The sequence below is a fragment of the Psychromonas aquimarina ATCC BAA-1526 genome (genome assembly GCF_000428725.1).
Classification (GTDB): Bacteria; Pseudomonadota; Gammaproteobacteria; order Enterobacterales; family Psychromonadaceae; genus Psychromonas; species Psychromonas aquimarina.
In genome coordinates this window covers 1-17360 of the sequence record NZ_AUAM01000028.1, presented here as the reverse complement: position 1 = coordinate 17360, position 17360 = coordinate 1, and the positions used below count along the sequence as shown (strand labels likewise).

Below are 17360 nucleotides of genomic sequence, written 5' to 3'. Positions count from 1 at the left end.
TCATTGTTAATAAAAGAAACTTATACTTTAAGTGTACATCTAATTAAATTATAAACCACGAATATAATAAGCGTTATTTATCACTATTGAAAAGAAGTTAAAATAAGATCTGCGGCAGCTTTATAAACCTTGTTTTTTCACCACATAGATATGAGTGTCAAATACTGAATTTAGAAAAAAAACAACAAATATGAACAAAAAACTGCAGGATCGGTTAAAAAAACAGCTCCACAAAGGAATAAAAAAATAAATCTGTAATAAAATTACAGGTTTTTTGTGAAAATTGACTTATGTCAAATTTATTGCAGAATCCATTTGTTAGACTCAATCCGCACTCAATAAGCAGGATCAAATATCGATGCGAGCAGAAAATAAAATTGATGAATTACTTCCTCATCAAATCACCGAAAAAGCCGATAATGTGGCTTACAGCAAAGCAACCAAGGCCTTCCTGTCCGCTTTTTATCTTGCTGTTACTGCCGGCATGTTTATCAGCCTCGCTTTTGTATTTTATATCACAGTTACTACCGGCAGCCAGGATCTTGCATGGGGCATTAAAAACTTCATCGGCGGCATTGCATTCAGCCTAGGCCTTTTATTAGTTGTTGTTGTCGGCGGCGAGTTGTTTACCAGTAATACACTTACCCTTATTGCCAAAGCCAGCCATCGAATCACCACCGCACAAATGCTTAAAAACTGGGCGGTTGTCTACTTTGGCAACTATGTCGGCGCAACTTTTTTAGTATTCCTTATATTCTTTGCTGGTTTATATAACGCAGACAATGGACAATGGGGATTAACCGCATTACAAACAGCTCAACATAAACTGCATCATTCATTTACAGAAGCTGTCGCACTTGGTATTTTATGCAACATAATGGTCTGTCTAGCAATCTGGATGGCTTTTGGTGCGCGTACTATAACGGATAAAATGTTTGCGGTTCTTCTGCCGGTGGCGATGTTTGTCTCTTCTGGTTTTGAACACTGTATCGCAAATATGTTTATGGTACCGACAGGGATTCTTATTCACCATTACGCGCCGCCGGAGTTTTGGCTTGCAGTCGGTCGTAACGCCAGTGAATTTGCAGACATAACGACCATGAATTTTATACTTAACAACTTAATTCCCGTTACTATAGGTAATATTATCGGCGGCGGTGTAATTGTTGGTTTGATGCACTGGATGATCTATCTGCGTCCGGCACAAAAAAACAAAATAAATTTATAAGTACATTTAATTTTTAATCTCTAACTATAAAGGTAAATCTTTATGACTAAACTTAACGAAGACTTTTTATCAGCATGGGACGGCTTTGCTGGTGATACTTGGAAAACTGAAGTTAATGTTCGTGACTTCATCCAAAAAAACTACACGCCGTTTGAAGGTGATGAAAGCTTCCTAGCCGATGCAACTCCAGCAACTGACACGCTTTGGGAAAAAGTGATGGTTGGTATCAAACAGGAAAACAGCACACACGCTCCTGTTGATTTTGATACGGATGTTGTTTCTACAATTACTTCTCATGACGCTGGTTACATCAGCCAGGATCTGGAAACAATTGTTGGTTTACAGACTGAAGCACCGCTGAAACGTGCGATTATCCCTAACGGCGGTATTCGTATGATCGATGGTTCTTGTAAAGTTTATGGTAAAGAATTAGACGCCGATATTCGTAAAACTTACTCTGAATACCGTAAAACACATAACCAGGGTGTTTTCGATGTTTACACAGGCGACATCCTTAAATGTCGTAAATCAGGTGTATTAACAGGTTTACCTGATGCATACGGCCGTGGTCGTATCATTGGTGATTACCGTCGTGTTGCACTTTACGGTATCGATTTCCTAATGGCAGAGAAAGCTTCTCAACACAAAAGCTTAGAAGCTGAATTAGTTGCTGGTTCTTCATTAGAAGACACAATGAAACTGCGTGAAGAGATCTTCGAACAGTACCGTGCTCTAGGTCAAATGAAAGAGATGGCTGCTAAATACGGTTCTGATATCTCAGGTCCTGCAACAAGCGCTAAAGAAGCTATCCAGTGGACTTACTTTGGTTACCTGGCTGCAATCAAATCTCAAAACGGTGCGGCAATGTCATTTGGCCGTACAGCTTCTTTCCTTGATATCTTCATCGAGAAAGACTTACAAGCTGGTGTTATCACTGAGACAGACGCACAAGAGCTTATCGATCACCTGGTAATGAAGCTGCGTATGGTGCGTTTCCTGCGTACACCTGAATATGATGATCTGTTCTCTGGTGACCCTATCTGGGCAACTGAGTCTATCGGTGGTATGGGTGTTGACGGTCGTACGCTTGTTACTAAAAACAGCTTCCGTTTCCTACATACACAATACACTATGGGTCCTTCTCCAGAGCCGAACATCACTGTATTATGGTCTGAAGAGCTACCGATCAACTTCAAAAAATACTGTGCAAAAGTATCTATCGATACTTCATCTATCCAGTATGAAAATGATGATCTGATGCGTAACGACTTCGAAAACGATGACTACGCTATCGCTTGTTGTGTATCACCAATGATTGTTGGTAAGCAGATGCAGTTCTTCGGCGCGCGTGCAAACCTTGCTAAAACTCTTCTTTACGCAATCAACGGCGGTGTAGATGAGAAGTCTAAAGCACAGGTTGGTCCTAAGACTATCCCTGCAATTACAGCTGAAACATTAAGCTACGACGAAGTTTACTCAAACCTTGATCACTTCATGGACTGGTTAGCTGAGCAGTATGTGACTGCACTTAACTGTATCCATTACATGCACGACAAATACAGCTACGAAGCGTCTCTAATGGCTCTTCATGACCGTGACGTATCTCGTACAATGGCATGTGGTATCGCAGGTCTTTCAATTGCAGCTGACTCACTAGCGGCAATCAAATACGCAACTGTTAAACCAGTTCGTGACGAAGACGGCATCGCAACTGATTTCGAAATCGAAGGTGATTACCCTAAATTTGGTAACAATGACCCTCGTGTTGATGATATCGCTTGTGAACTTGTTGAAAGCTTCATGAAGAAAATTCAGTCTCGTAAAATGTACCGTAACGCACGTGCTACACAGTCTATCCTTACTATTACATCTAACGTTGTATACGGTAAGAAAACTGGTAACACTCCTGACGGCCGTCGTGCTGGTACTCCTTTTGCACCAGGCGCAAACCCGATGCACGGACGTGATGAAAAAGGTGCAGTTGCATCATTAACATCTGTTTCTAAACTACCGTTCTCATACGCACAAGATGGTATCTCTTATACTTTCTCTATCGTACCGAATGCACTAGGCAAAACAGATGACGCACAGAAAGCTAACTTAGCGGGTCTAATGGACGGTTACTTTAAGCACACACCTGAAATTGAAGGTGGTCAGCACTTAAACGTAAACGTAATGAACCGTGAAATGTTATTAGATGCAATGGAAAACCCTGAGAAATACCCTCAGTTAACTATCCGTGTATCTGGTTACGCAGTTCGTTTTAACTCGCTTACTCAAGAACAGAAAAACGACGTTATCGCACGTACGTTCACAGCGACGTTATAAAAATAAAATTATTCAGGTAAACTTTTGAGTTTGCCTGTTATAATCAAAAAAGGTTTCATCTTTGCGGATGAAGCCTTTATTTTTATCTATAATAAAGTGCTTATTTCATTTGTTTTTCATCTAGAAATAAATGAAATAATCAATTTCTTAGGGGTTTTTGATGTCAGTAATTGGACACGTTCATTCAGTTGAAACCTGCGGTACCGTCGATGGTCCAGGTATTCGTTTTATCATTTTTCTACAGGGCTGCCTGATGCGCTGTAAATACTGTCATAACCGTGATACTTGGGATATCGAAGGCGGCAAAGATATGAGTGTCGACGAATTAATGGCAGAACTTCTGCAGTATCGTCACTTCATGAATGCGTCAGGCGGCGGTGTTACCATCTCCGGCGGCGAAGCTATGCTTCAGCCGGAATTTGTCAGAGCAATGTTTGAAGCCTGCCGTTTAGAAGGTATACATACTTGTCTAGACACCAACGGTTTTGTACGCCGCATTGATGACACAACCAAAAGTGTCCTAGATGTAGCAGACTTAGTTTTATTAGATATCAAGCAGATGGATAATGAAAAGCATATCGATCTGACTCATGTAAGTAATAAATACACGCTTGATTTTGCTAAATATTTAGCAGAGCAGAATCAGCCGGTTTACCTGCGTTACGTGGTTGTTCCCGGTTATACCGATTGTGAGGAAGACGCACATACACTGGGTAAATTTATTGAACCGATGAAGAATATCGAAAAGATTGAAATGCTGCCTTACCATGAACTGGGTAAACATAAATGGACAGCGATGGGCGAGATTTATCCTTTAGACGGTGTGCATCCTCCATCACGCGATACCATGGAAATTATTAAAAACATTCTTTTACAATACAATGACAACGTCATTTACTGATTTCTCCGGCAGGTAAGTTTTTACCTGCCTTAACTGAGCCTCATTATGACCCCTTTTATCTGCCCGCTTTGCCGGACTGCTTTCTCAAAAACCAACAATACGCAAATCTGCACTAACAATCATCATTTTGATATTGCTAAAGAAGGTTACCTGAACCTGTTACCCGTAAATGCTAAAAACTCAAAAAATCCCGGCGATAATAAAGAGATGATGCAGGCAAGGCGTGCTTTTTTAAATAGTGACGGATATTTACCGCTTGCTGAAAAAGTCAGTGAGTTAGTTTGTGCCTGTCTCCAGGATAAAGAGCAGGCACAGATCCTTGATTTAGGCTGCGGTGAAGGTTATTACACTGCGCTTTTAGCGAAGCAGCTTCCGGAGCAGTTTGTTATTAACGGTTTAGATATTTCCAAAGTAGCAGTACGCTATGCGGCTAAACGTTATAAAAGCATCAATTTCTGTGTCGCCAGCGCCTATGATGTACCGCTGCCGGATAATAGTGTAGATGCCCTGATTCGAATTTATGCACCTTCGCTTAACAGTGAACTGCAGCGCTTAATCAAAGCAGAGGGGTATCTGATAACCGTAACCCCTGCCCCGCGCCATCTGCAGCAGCTGCGCGAAAAGATTTACCAGCAGGTAAATGAACATGCGATAGAGAATTCAGCACCTTCAGGCTTTATTAAAGTAGAGCAGATCAATCTTAATTACCCGCTGCAGACGGATGATCCAGAAACAGTTAAAAATTTGATTAATATGACACCGTTTTCATGGAAGTTTAACGAGCAGAAAATGCAGGAGCTGTTAGCTGAAAAAAACTGGTCAATCGAGTGTGATTTTAATATCGAGATTTACCAGAAAAAATAATGTAGAGCAGGAAAAACAAAAAAGTTAAGTCTGGTTTTATAGCCGGATTTAGTAAAAAAAATAATAGGAATTACACGCTAATTACTTTTACATTAATATAACTCCGCATTTTCATCTGTAGATTTAATAAACAGAAAAACCTGAAATTAAAAACACAGAAAATGCGGAAAACAGCGTCTAATTTTTCTTATTAAATTCCCCTGAGAAACAGTCATATACTCTTGTTAAATCAGCTCGTGATTTTGTAGAAAATTATCTCCGCCGATTTTAAAAGCATTTCTTAACAGCCTGGCCAGATCTAAATAAGAAGGCCTGCTTAACATCTCCTCCAGCTCACAACGTTTACCGCTCAGTTCGCTTTGTATGGCGATATACCAGGGTAACAATTTGCTCGGTAATAATTCCTGCGAACGTTTACCTAACCAGTATAAACCCTGAATAGGCAGGCCCAGCAAAAACAGGACAAAGGTCACAGTTATCGGCCAGACAAATAAAGATGGAAACAAAATATTCAATCCGACTACCAGCATTACAAAAGCAGGTACTGTTTTGATCAGCAGCTGAGTGTAATACACCACTTTGCTGTCAATAAATAAGCAGTTTAATGTCGGCTGTTTAGGCCATGTTTTCAGGTAATGGTCGCCTTGTTTAACGACATCTGTAAATAAATTCAATAGCCCTCCAGAGAACAATAAATAACGGCTGTAAATTAACACTAGCAAGAGTTTGCAGAATTGTTAATAAAAAATTTGATTTTAAATAATTTTTACCCCGATTGTTGATTGTCATTTTATTACATAAGCGTAGACTTCAGTAAAAATTATGTGAAGCAAATCACCCGCTCAAGAGCATAAAATCACGGCGGATTTGTACACATGATAGCGTTTTCATCAGTTATAAACTGATGACTATTATCTTAATTTACTTAGTGGAATTTTTCATGAGCAATAAACTAGTTCTTGTCCTTAATTGTGGTAGTTCTTCTCTTAAGTTTGCTGTTATTAATGCCGATAACGGCGATGAAATAATCAGCGGTTTAGCAGAATGCTTTAACCTTCCCGACGCACGCATTAAATGGAAGATTGCGGGTAAAAAAGAAACCTTTAACCTGCCGGCAAACAGCGCACATTCAGCTGCAATTACCTACATTGTTGAAGATATCATTAAAAAAGAACAAGGATTAGCAGAGCAGTTAGTTGCTATTGGTCACCGCATCGTACACGGCGGAGAGAAGTTTACAAAATCAGTTATCATCAATGAAGATGTACTGGAAGGTATTGAAGAGTGTGCATCTTTAGCACCGCTTCACAACCCGGCACATATTTTAGGTATCAAAGTTGCGCAGCAGGCTTTCCCTTCTCTGCCGCAGGTAGCTGTATTTGATACCGCTTTCCACCAGAGCATGCCTGCAGAAGCGTTTATGTATGCATTACCGTACAACCTTTATAAAGAAAAAGGCATTCGTCGTTACGGTATGCACGGCACAAGCCACCTGTTTGTCAGCCAGGAAGCGGCAAAAGTACTTAACAAACCTGTTGAAGAAACAAATGTCATTACAGCTCATCTGGGTAACGGCGCATCAATTACAGCAGTTAAAAACGGTAAAAGTGTTGATACCAGCATGGGCATGACGCCGCTTGAAGGTTTAGTGATGGGCACGCGCTGCGGTGATATCGATCCAAGCATTATCGAACACTTAGTAACACGAGGCGGCTACAGCCTTGAAGGTGTAATGGACATGCTCCAGAAACAAAGCGGCCTGCTGGGTATTTCAGGCGTTTCTAGTGACTGTCGTGATATCGAAGAAAACTATGCTAACGGCCATCATGGTGCGATGCTGGCAATGGATATGTTCTGTTACCGTTTAGCTAAATATATTGCTTCTTACGCAGTACCGCTAGGGCGTATTGACGCTATTGTATTTACCGGCGGTATCGGTGAAAACTCAAACCTTATCCGCGGCAAAGTATTAGATCTATTAACTGTTTTCGGTTACCAGGTTGATGCACAGAAAAATAAAGCGGCAAGATTAGGCGAGCAGGGTATCATTACTGCCGATAATTCTCCTGTTGCAATGGTTATCCCGACTAATGAAGAGTGGGTAATTGCTCAGGATTCAGCTGAACTTGTTTCTGCTTAAACCATATTAATAACAAACAGGGCAGTTGATACTGCCCTGTTTTCTCTAAATTCTATCCATAAAAGGAATAGTCATGTCTCGTACAATTATGCTGATTCCCATCGGTTCCGGTGTCGGTGTTACTTCTGTCAGTCTTGGAATGGTCCGTGCAATGGAGCGTCAAGGCGTTGCAGTTAACTTCTTCAAACCGATTGCTCAGCCTCGTCCAGGTGATACCGGACCAGAGCGTTCAACCACAACTCTGCGTAACGGTTCATCGTTAAATCCGCCTGAACCGTTTTCAATAAAATACGCAGAAAACCTTATCTCTTCAGGCAGAACTTCTGATCTGTTAGAAAATATCGTTGAACGTTTTCGTGAAGGCACCAAAGAAAGTGATGTAATTATTGTTGAAGGCCTAGTACCAACAGACAAGCATCAGTTTGCTAATGAAATCAACTACAGCATCGCCAAAGCATTAGGCGCTGAAATGGTATTTGTTACCCATCCAAGCAACGACTCTTCACAGCAGTTAAAAGAACGCATGGAAATTGCTGTCTCTTCTTTCGGCGGTAAAAAGAACAAACGTATTGCCGGCTGCATCATTAACAAAGTCGGCGCGCCGGTCGATGAAAATGATAAATCACGCCCTGATTTAACGGAAATGTTTGATATTCCAGATGGTGTTATTAATAACAACCTGGAAGTACTGCAAATGTTCAGCAAAAGCCCGCTGCCGATCCTGGGCTGTATTCCATGGAGCGCAGATCTGATTGCGCCGCGTGTAAAAGATCTGGCAACTCACCTGGAAGCACAAATCTTAAATGAAGGTGATCTTGATAACCGTCGTTTACACAGTGTTACTTTCTGTGCCCGTTCAATTCCAAATATGGTTGAGCACTTTAAAGCGGGTTCAATGCTGGTAACTTCAGGTGACCGTAGTGACGTGATTATCGCAGCATGTTTAGCTGTAATGAACGGCATGAAAATCGGCTGTTTACTGCTGACTGGTGACTACCCGCCGGAAGAAGAAGTAATGAAACTGTGCAGCCGTGCCATGGAGTCAGGTTTACCGATTTTATTAATCAAGAGCAATACCTGGCAGACAGCGCAGCGCCTGCAGAACTTCAATATGGAAATTCCAGTTGATGATATTGAGCGTATCGAAAAAGTACAGGAATATATTGCCAGCCATATCGACAAACACTGGTTAAATACGCTGACTGAAGATTCTTCATTAACACGCCGTCTGTCGCCGCCGGCATTCCGTTACCACTTAACAGAGCTTGCACGTAAAACCAGCCAGCGCATCGTACTGCCTGAAGGTGAAGAGCCCCGTACCATTCAGGCGGCCCTTATCTGTGCACAGCGCGGTATTGCAAAACCGGTTTTATTAGGTAACCCGGAAGAGATTCACCGCATCGCAACACAGCAGGGAATTGAACTGACCGATGATGTTGAAATTATCAACCCGGTTGATGTTATTGATAATTACGTTGCACCTATGGTTGAACTGCGTAAAGCCAAAGGTCTTACTGAAGTTGTTGCCCGCGAGCAGCTGCAGGATACGGTTGTACTGGGTACCATGATGCTGGCTGAAAATGAAGTTTCCGGTCTTGTATCAGGTGCCGTTCATACCACAGCAAACACTATTCGTCCGCCGCTGCAGTTAGTTAAAACGGCACCGGATGCAAGCCTGGTATCTTCTATCTTCTTTATGCTTCTTCCTGATCAGGTATTAGTTTACGGTGACTGTGCAATCAACCCGGATCCGACAGCCGAGCAGCTTGCAGATATCGCTATTCAGTCAGCAGATTCAGCAATCGCATTCGGTATCGATCCGAAAGTTGCTATGATCAGCTACTCAACGGGTACTTCTGGTGCCGGCAGCGATGTTGAAAAAGTACGTGAAGCAACTAAAATCGCTCAGGAACGCCGCCCGGATCTTCTAATTGACGGCCCGCTTCAATATGATGCGGCTGTGATGGAGAATGTTGCCCAAAGCAAAGCGCCTAACAGCCCTGTTGCCGGTAAAGCGACTGTATTTATCTTCCCTGACTTAAATACAGGTAATACAACTTACAAAGCGGTACAGCGTAGTGCGGATCTGATCAGTATCGGTCCAATGCTTCAGGGTATGCGTAAACCGGTTAACGACTTATCTCGTGGTGCACTGGTTGACGACATTGTCTACACAATCGCATTAACCGCAATTCAGGCTACTCAGGCTGATGAAAAAGCGGCTGCTGAAGCTTAAGCTTAGTATTTAGCAGAACTTAAAAAGCCCCGCCTGGTTAACCAGAGCGGGGCTTTTTTATATACGACGCAGTTAACTGCTAATCTTTTTTCTCGGCAGTATAGGCCTTCTCCGGGCGCTTATGGGCAATTCCATAATGACAGTCGATACAGGTATCACCATGACTGTTTAAGCGCTTATGGTTGAGTCTGGCCCGCTGCGGGCGTTCCTCCGATAACAGCGAGGATTCTTCATGACAGTAACGGCAGTTTCTAGAATCATTAGCAACCATATCATTCCAGACATGCTCCGCCATTCTCGGACGTTCGTCTTCAAAATTATGCATATTAATTTTGCCGGTGATCATATACCAGATATCAGCTGTCGCTTTGGTTTTAACAATCAGCTTATCGACAAATTCCCTAGGTACATGGCAGTCGGCGCAGCCCGCACGCACCTCTCCATTTTCGGTTTTCTGAAAATGTACAGATGCCTGATACTCTTCAACAATGGTATCCATACCAATATGACAGCTGTAACAAAATTCATTAGCATTAGTGACTTTCATCATTACCTGGAAGCTGCCCGCGCCGACAAGCATAAAAGCAGCTAAAACAAAAAGACCAACAGGTAAACCTAATAACCAGGGCTTTTTTAACAAGCGCCACAACTTCTGTTTACGATTTAATGCATCTTTAGGCATAAATCTGACTCCTTTCAGTTCCGCAGCAAAAAGCCGCTTACCTTACCCGTAAGCGGCTGGACTAGTTACTATTGTAAGTAACGGCGCTGGAACTCTTTCTGCGCTTTCTTACGCGCGGCTTTCACCTCTTCCGGCTCCTTACCGGTAAACCAGGCATGCTCAGGGCGCGATAAAACTTCTTCCAGCATTTTACGCCCTGCTTCGGCCTGCTCTTTTTTACCGGCGACTTCAGCTTTATGTAAAATCTCTTCAAACTCAGGAATAAGCTCCATATAGAAACGTTCCGCTACTTCGTACATACCATGCCACTGCGTATAATCGGGTGCCTGCATAGCAGCACCATGACGAGCCCGACGGCCTTCGTGATGCCAGAGGTAGAACCAGGTCCACTCTATTTTTTCATCAAAAGGCTGTGCCGTGATTAACTCATTCTCTTTCAGGAATTTCATCAGCCCCGCACCTGGCCTTGCAAATTTATCGTTATACAAGTTAACCAGTGAGTCAAACTGCTGATAAAAGCTGTCAATCATCGATTTAGAGTGGCAGGACTCACAGACATTCTGCATATCCGCACGGCGTGCTTCCCAGCTCTTAACTTCTTTTCCGGCGGCCAGTGATTTAGCATCGATTTTTTCAGAAATAGCAGGACGTAATGTCCAGCTGATACGATCACCAACATCATGGGTCAATGCCAGCTCGCGTGTTGCCGACATATGACAGGTCGCACAGGTAGGAGCCGCATCATAATCTTCACCCGGGATCCATTTTGCTGAATCAAGGTTCATACGATCCACATTGGCATAGAAGTTAATACCGTGTTTAGACTCTTCATAAACCTCTTTCTGCGGATGATCCGGTCCTAGATGACACTTACCGCATGCTTCAGGGCGGCGGGCCTGCTCAACTGAAAATTCATGACGCTGATGACAGGCAGTACAGGCGCCTAATGAACCGTCAGGGTTAATACGGCCGATACCGGTATTCGGCCAGGTGGTCGGATCTAAATCACCGTTAGGCAGTACTTTTACCTCACTGCCGTGACACTGCCAGCAGCCGTTTACAGCAGCAGGAGACTCACCATGGAAGGTCAGCGCACCTTCAACAACTTCTGCTAACATATTGTCCAGTGACCCCATAATCTGACCGGCTTTAGCATGGTGACTTTTAGTGAATTCATCCACCTCAGCGCTATGGCACTGTGCACAGTCGGTTGGTGAAACTATCACAGAAATCAACTGACCTTCATGGGTAATGGCGTCTTTATCACCTTTGTCAGCACTGTGGCATTCAAAACAGCCGACATTCGCACCGTAATGTTTGGAGCGTCCCCACTGCGCATAAATACTTGGATTTTTCTCTTTATGGCAGGCAGCACACTCCTGGCTCTCTTTACTTAATGAAGCAAAGGGTTTTAAGATATGCGGCTTAGGGGCTGCATTGACATTACCTGACAACACCAGGAAAAAACTGCTGAATATAAAAAAGAGACTTAATAAACGCCCTATTTTCATCCTAACTGCACTGTAAGCATCCATTCTAACACTCCTGTTAAACACAAATTCAGCCGTCGCGAAGGCGCAGATGTAATTGTGATATATATAAGAAATATAAATAACAGGCTAAAGGTAGAACAACTTAGGATTAATTCCGTGATAAAAGTGTGGTTTAGTCGCAAATATTACTTTCGAGCTACAAGTTATTGCGCAAAACTTGTTTTAAAACAAAAATTAAAGGGGTGTAAATGAGTTCTGTAAAACGATGAATTAATCACAGGTTTACAGTTATAGCCAAACCACTTGAAGATTCCTGTATCTTCAAATGGCTTGGCTATAAATATGCTTACAGTTCAATCAGAAGACACTTTAAGCCGTGATCCGGGTTTATATTCTTAAACTCGTCAGGAGGAGTGATCTTTTTAATGATTTTTGCCTGGGGGCACTCGCTTTCAATCGTATCTGTTAAAAACTGAAAATCCAGATCCGGCGAATTTAAACATAATAAAGCCAGACCGCCTTTATTTAACAACTCCGGTAAGCGGCGAATGATTTTAGGGTAATCACGTTTGATATTCACGCTGCCTTTCTGCAGTGAAGGCGGATCTGCAATAACAATATCGTAGGGCCCAAGACGCTTAACCTTACCCCAGGACTTAAACAGATCATGTCCTAGATACTTTATCTTATCCAGCTCATGCCCGTTTATCCTGTGGTTGTCTCGACCAACAGCAAGTGCTGACTTACTCATATCAAGGTTGATAACCTGCTCCGCTCCTCCGGCAACTGCAGCATTGGAAAATGCACAGGTATATGAGAACAGATTCAATACACGTTTTCCGCGGCTGTTTTCCTGGAGCCAGGTACGGCCGTTTTTCATATCTAAGAAAATACCGTAGTTTTGGTTCTTACCTAAATTAATTTTGTACTTAAGCTTATTTTCAGCAGCGATCAGATCCGTAATAGACTCGCCAAAAAGCACTTCTGTCGGTGCAAAATCGCGGCATCGGTACTGAACCTGGACACTTTTAACGTCAAAACCGCTGTCAGTCATCTTTTTAAGTAACTCGTTACTTAATTCTTCCAACCAGTCAGATTCCACTTCTTTATACAAAATAATTAACAGCACCGGAGATAACCAGTCAATATTAATAAAAGTGTATTCCGGAAAACAAAAACCCCGTCCGTGAAATAACCGCTGCAGTTCATTTTCCTGTTTACTGCTTACCTGCTGCCAGTTGATATGTTCTAATATTTTCATCTTTACTTATCTTGTTGAGTAATTGTCTGTAATTCGTCTATCTCATGATCCGAGCTCAATAAAACTGCAAACCAGCGCCCGTCATCGCTATTTTCCAAAGCGATTTTAAAAATCATAGTTAAGGGAACCGATAATAACATACCGACCATACCTAATAACCAGCCCCAGAAGATTAATGATAAAAACACCACTAATGTTGACAGCCCTAAACTGCGTCCCATGAATTTAGGCTCAATAATACTGCCCATCACCATATTAACGCTGACAAACAGAGCAATCACAACAGCTGCAGATCCCACCCCTAATTGTAAAAAAGTTAAAATAACCGCGGGAACAGCAGCAATGATTGAACCTATATTAGGAATATAGTTGAGTAAAAAAGCCAGCAGCGCCCACAATATATAGAAATCAACTCCCATCAGCCATAAAACAGAGCCGATAATTAAACCTGTCGCCAGGCTGATAATCGTTTTTATCGCCATATACTGATTAACTGATTTTAAGAAATGATCTAAACTTTTTTCTTTACGTACTGAATCATCAAATGCAGCATGTAGCTTTTTAGCAAATCCCTGCCCCTCTGAAAGCATAAATACCACAGTCAGTAACAATAGGAATACATTGCCTAACACACTGCTGAATCCGCTTAAGGTTGTGGTTACTAAGGTCATCACTTTAGCAGGATCAAAGTACTCACGTATTTCCGTTAAAGAAAGCGAAATATTGTACTGGCTCATCCATACCAGTACCCAGCTGATCTCACTGGATAACTTTTCTTCATAAGCAGGTATTGCCTGTCTAAATTCATTGACTGAGCTGCCGATAATACCGCCTAAGACAATAAACAGTGAAAAGATCAGCACAATCACAATGGTAATAGCAATGCCGCGCGGCACCCTGCGTTCAGCTAAAAAGTTAATTGCCGGATTACAGATAATAGCCACAAACAGAGACAGCAGAAACGGCACCACAATCGGAGCTGCGATTTTTATCCCGGCCAGGGAGATAACAATGGCGGCAAAAATTAATACAGAGCGGCCGGAAGCCGAAACATTGGACATAAAAATTTCACCTTATGATTAAAATAAGCAGTGAGCTTATTACCGCTTCCGCCTGTACGCAAAGACTTTTTTGGTCAAACTGCATAACAACAAAGCGGAAAGATGTAATAAAATTACAATTTTGCAGCATTTACTTAAGAGCACTTGAAATACAGCAGCTTTCACGTTATAAAACACCACATTTGCTGCAGCATGCGGGGCAATAATTTGCACCAGCTTGGATATTTGCACTCTTTTTGTAACTTACTTACATATGATCTCGATCAATACGTCAAAAATGCAAATTTCTATAATCAATGTGAAAGTTTTTTACTAAGATAAGTTTTCGCAAAGAAGACTTAGTTTTATTAAAACATTTTTAACTTTTTAATTTTATAAATCTTTGGAGAAATATATGACAGTAAGCACAGTTGCTGATTTAGAAGCTCTGATTGCGCGCGTTAAAGTCGCTCAAGCAGAGTACGCAACCTTTTCACAGGAAAAAGTTGATGAAATCTTCCGTGTTGCAGCACTTAAAGTGTCAACTCACCGTATCGAACTTGCGAAAATGGCTGTAAAAGAAACAGGCATGGGCATCACAGAAGATAAAGTAATTAAAAATCACTTTGCTTCTGAGTTCATTTACAACAGTTTTGCAGACACAAAAACTGTTGGTGAGTTATCACGCAATGAATCTTTAAATACGGTTACACTTGCAGAGCCTATGGGTATCATCTGTGCAATCGTACCAACAACTAACCCGACATCTACTGCAATTTTTAAGACGCTAATGGCGCTTAAAACGGGTAACGGTTGTATTGTTGCACCGCATCCACGTGCTAAAGAGTGTACAAACTACGCAGCTAAAATCGTTTTAGACGCGGCGATTGAAGCCGGCGCACCAAAAGATATTATCGGCTGGATTGACATCCCTTCTCTTGAACTTACCAATACAATCATGAAGCACGACGACACTGCAATCATCCTTGCAACCGGCGGCCCAGGCATGGTTAAAGCAGCATACTCTTCAGGTAACCCTGCAATCGGTGTTGGCGCGGGTAACACACCTGTTGTTATCGATGAAAGTGCTGATATCAAACGTGCTGTATCTTCAATTCTAATGTCAAAAACATTCGATAACGGTATGATCTGTGCTTCTGAGCAGGCTGCAATTGTTGTTGAATCTAAATATGATGAATTTAAAGCACGTCTTGAAGAGTACGGCGGCTTTATGCTGAACGCAGCTGATACTAAAAAAGTTGCTGACACTATGTTTATCGACGGCGCGCTTAACGCTAAAATCGTAGGTCAGTCTGCATTTACAATTGCAGAACTTGCAGGCGTTAAAGTACCAACTTCAACTAAAGTACTAGTTGGTGAAGGTCTTGAAGTAAAAGAAGAGAACATGTTCGCACATGAAAAACTATCTCCTACTCTTGGTCTGTTTAAAGCGAAAAACTACGAAGATGCTGTTCGTCAAGCGCAAATTGTTCTAGATATTGGTGGTGTTGGTCACACAGCAGCACTATACACAGACCAGGACGCAAACTCTGAGCGTGTTGATGCGTTTGGTCTTGCAATGAAAGCATGTCGTATCGTAATTAACTCGCCAACATCACACGGTGGTATTGGTGATATCTATAACTTTGGTTTCGCACCTTCATTAACGTTAGGCTGTGGTACACACAGTGGTAACGCTGTTTCAGAAAACGTAGGTCCACAACACCTGATCAACACTAAAACAATTGCGAAGCGAGCTGAAAATATGTTATGGCATAAACTACCAAAATCAATCTACTTCCGTCGTGGTTCATTACCAATCGCAATGACTGATTTAGAAGGCAAACAGCGTGCAATGATCGTAACGGATGGTTTCCTGTTTGCTAACGGTTACATTGACGAGTTACGTTCAATCCTTGAAAGCAAAGGAATGATGGTTGAAGTATTCCATGAAGTTGAAGCGGATCCGACTCTTTCTATTATCCAGAAAGGCGCGGCTGCTTGTAACGCATTCAACCCTGACGTAATTCTTGCTGTTGGTGGTGGTTCACCAATGGATGCTGCGAAAATCATGTGGGTTCTATACGAACACCCTGCAACTGATTTCGAAGACTTAGCAATGCGCTTTATGGATATCCGTAAACGTATCTACAAATTCCCTAAAATGGGCGTTAAAGCTGAATTAGTATGTATTACAACTACTTCAGGTACTGGTTCTGAAGTAACACCATTTGCCGTTGTTACTGACGACAAAACTGGTAAGAAATACCCGCTTGCAGATTACGAACTAACACCGAACATGGCTGTTGTTGATGCAAACCTAGTAATGGATATGCCGAAATCACTTTGTGCATTCGGTGGTTACGATGCAGTTACTCACGCTATTGAAGCTTACGTTTCAATGCTTGCTAACGAATACTCTGACGGTCAGGCGCTTCAAGCTCTTAAACTGTTAAAAGAATACCTGCCAAGTTCTTACCACAACGGTAAAAACGATGCAGTTGCTCGTGAGAAAGTTCACAATGCAGCAACTATCGCTGGTATCGCGTTTGCGAACTCATTCCTAGGTGTGTGTCACTCAATGGCTCACAAAATCGGTAATGAATTCCACATTCCACACGGTTTAGCAAATGCATTACTACTAACGAATACTATTCGTTTCAATGCAACTAATAAACCAACTAAGCAGGGTACGTTCTCTCAGTACGATCGTCCTAAAGCACGTGCTCGTTACGCAGAAATTGCTGTTCACCTTGGTTTCTACGAAGGTAACACTGAAGATAAAATCAACGCACTGCTGACTTGGTTAGACGAACTTAAAACTGAGCTGAACATCCCGCTTTCAATTCAAGCGGCTGGTGTTAATGAAGCTGACTTCCTGGCGGCTCTTGATGACCTGGCTGAACAGGCGTTTGATGACCAGTGTACTGGTGCAAACCCGCGTTACCCGCTTATCTCTGAGCTGAAAGAAGTGTTGCTTGCTTCTTACTACGGTAAAGACTACGTTGACGTAGTTGATGCGCCAGCAGTAGAAGAAGCTGAAGAAGAAGCTTAATTTTTCTTAGCGACTAAATAAAAAAGCCTGCTTAACCGCACAATGCCGTTCGGTTAAGCAATTTTAGGCTTATATCTTAACGGGTACCTTGATGGTATATAAAGCACTGAACGTGGAAACGTTCGGTGTTTT

12 protein-coding genes are annotated in these 17360 nt (G+C 42.1%); 7 read left to right on the top strand and 5 right to left on the bottom strand.

Annotated features, from left to right (window positions below):
- Nucleotides 1-358: 358 nt before the first annotated feature.
- The 4 genes from focA to rlmA all read left to right on the top strand — a co-directional run bounded on the left by focA (nucleotide 359) and on the right by rlmA (nucleotide 5321).
- A complete protein-coding gene (focA, locus tag G337_RS0111765) occupies nucleotides 359-1228 on the top strand; it encodes a formate transporter FocA (RefSeq protein WP_028864059.1) in 870 nt (289 codons plus the stop codon).
- Nucleotides 1229-1270: 42 nt separating this feature from the next.
- The gene (pflB, locus tag G337_RS0111760) at nucleotides 1271-3556 is read left to right on the top strand and encodes a formate C-acetyltransferase (protein ID WP_028864058.1); all 2286 of its coding nucleotides are present in this window, start codon (nucleotides 1271-1273) and stop codon (nucleotides 3554-3556) included.
- A 160-nt stretch (nucleotides 3557-3716) separates the two neighbouring features.
- Complete coding sequence (pflA, locus tag G337_RS0111750; protein WP_028864057.1) at nucleotides 3717-4457, top strand: pyruvate formate lyase 1-activating protein; 741 nt, start codon at nucleotides 3717-3719, stop codon at nucleotides 4455-4457.
- A 45-nt stretch (nucleotides 4458-4502) separates the two neighbouring features.
- Nucleotides 4503-5321: a 23S rRNA (guanine(745)-N(1))-methyltransferase gene (gene rlmA / locus G337_RS0111745; protein ID WP_028864056.1), complete on the top strand. Its 819-nt coding sequence runs from the start codon at nucleotides 4503-4505 to the stop codon at nucleotides 5319-5321.
- A gap of 224 nt (nucleotides 5322-5545) precedes the next feature.
- On the opposite strand, the gene yfbV is transcribed toward rlmA, so the two are convergent.
- Nucleotides 5546-5995 (bottom strand): terminus macrodomain insulation protein YfbV, encoded by a 450-nt coding sequence (gene yfbV, locus G337_RS0111740; protein ID WP_028864055.1) that lies wholly within the window; start codon nucleotides 5993-5995, stop codon nucleotides 5546-5548.
- 266 nt (nucleotides 5996-6261) lie between these two features.
- Here yfbV and G337_RS0111735 point away from each other — a divergent pair, with 266 nt between their 5' ends.
- Nucleotides 6262-7461, top strand: a complete 1200-nt coding sequence (locus G337_RS0111735) for an acetate kinase (protein ID WP_028864054.1) — start codon at nucleotides 6262-6264, stop codon at nucleotides 7459-7461.
- Between the two features lie 73 nt (nucleotides 7462-7534).
- Nucleotides 7535-9697 carry a phosphate acetyltransferase gene (pta, locus tag G337_RS0111730; RefSeq protein ID WP_028864053.1) on the top strand — a complete coding sequence of 721 codons (2163 nt, stop codon included), beginning with the start codon at nucleotides 7535-7537 and terminating at the stop codon, nucleotides 9695-9697.
- A 79-nt stretch (nucleotides 9698-9776) separates the two neighbouring features.
- On the opposite strand, the gene G337_RS26135 is transcribed toward pta, so the two are convergent.
- The 4 genes from G337_RS26135 to G337_RS0111710 form a co-directional block, all read right to left on the bottom strand.
- Nucleotides 9777-10379 carry a NapC/NirT family cytochrome c gene (locus G337_RS26135; protein ID WP_051303193.1) on the bottom strand — a complete coding sequence of 201 codons (603 nt, stop codon included), beginning with the start codon at nucleotides 10377-10379 and terminating at the stop codon, nucleotides 9777-9779.
- A 68-nt stretch (nucleotides 10380-10447) separates the two neighbouring features.
- Nucleotides 10448-11914 (bottom strand): multiheme c-type cytochrome, encoded by a 1467-nt coding sequence (locus G337_RS0111720; RefSeq protein ID WP_028864052.1) that lies wholly within the window; start codon nucleotides 11912-11914, stop codon nucleotides 10448-10450.
- Between the two features lie 304 nt (nucleotides 11915-12218).
- Nucleotides 12219-13133 carry a class I SAM-dependent methyltransferase gene (locus G337_RS0111715; protein WP_028864051.1) on the bottom strand — a complete coding sequence of 305 codons (915 nt, stop codon included), beginning with the start codon at nucleotides 13131-13133 and terminating at the stop codon, nucleotides 12219-12221.
- A gap of 2 nt (nucleotides 13134-13135) precedes the next feature.
- The gene (locus tag G337_RS0111710) at nucleotides 13136-14194 is read right to left on the bottom strand and encodes an AI-2E family transporter (RefSeq protein ID WP_028864050.1); all 1059 of its coding nucleotides are present in this window, start codon (nucleotides 14192-14194) and stop codon (nucleotides 13136-13138) included.
- Nucleotides 14195-14588: 394 nt separating this feature from the next.
- Between G337_RS0111710 and adhE the strand changes: the two genes are divergently transcribed.
- On the top strand, nucleotides 14589-17228 hold the full coding sequence (gene adhE, locus G337_RS0111705; protein WP_028864049.1) for a bifunctional acetaldehyde-CoA/alcohol dehydrogenase: 2640 nt from the start codon (nucleotides 14589-14591) through the stop codon (nucleotides 17226-17228).
- The last annotated feature ends 132 nt before the right edge of the window (nucleotides 17229-17360 follow it).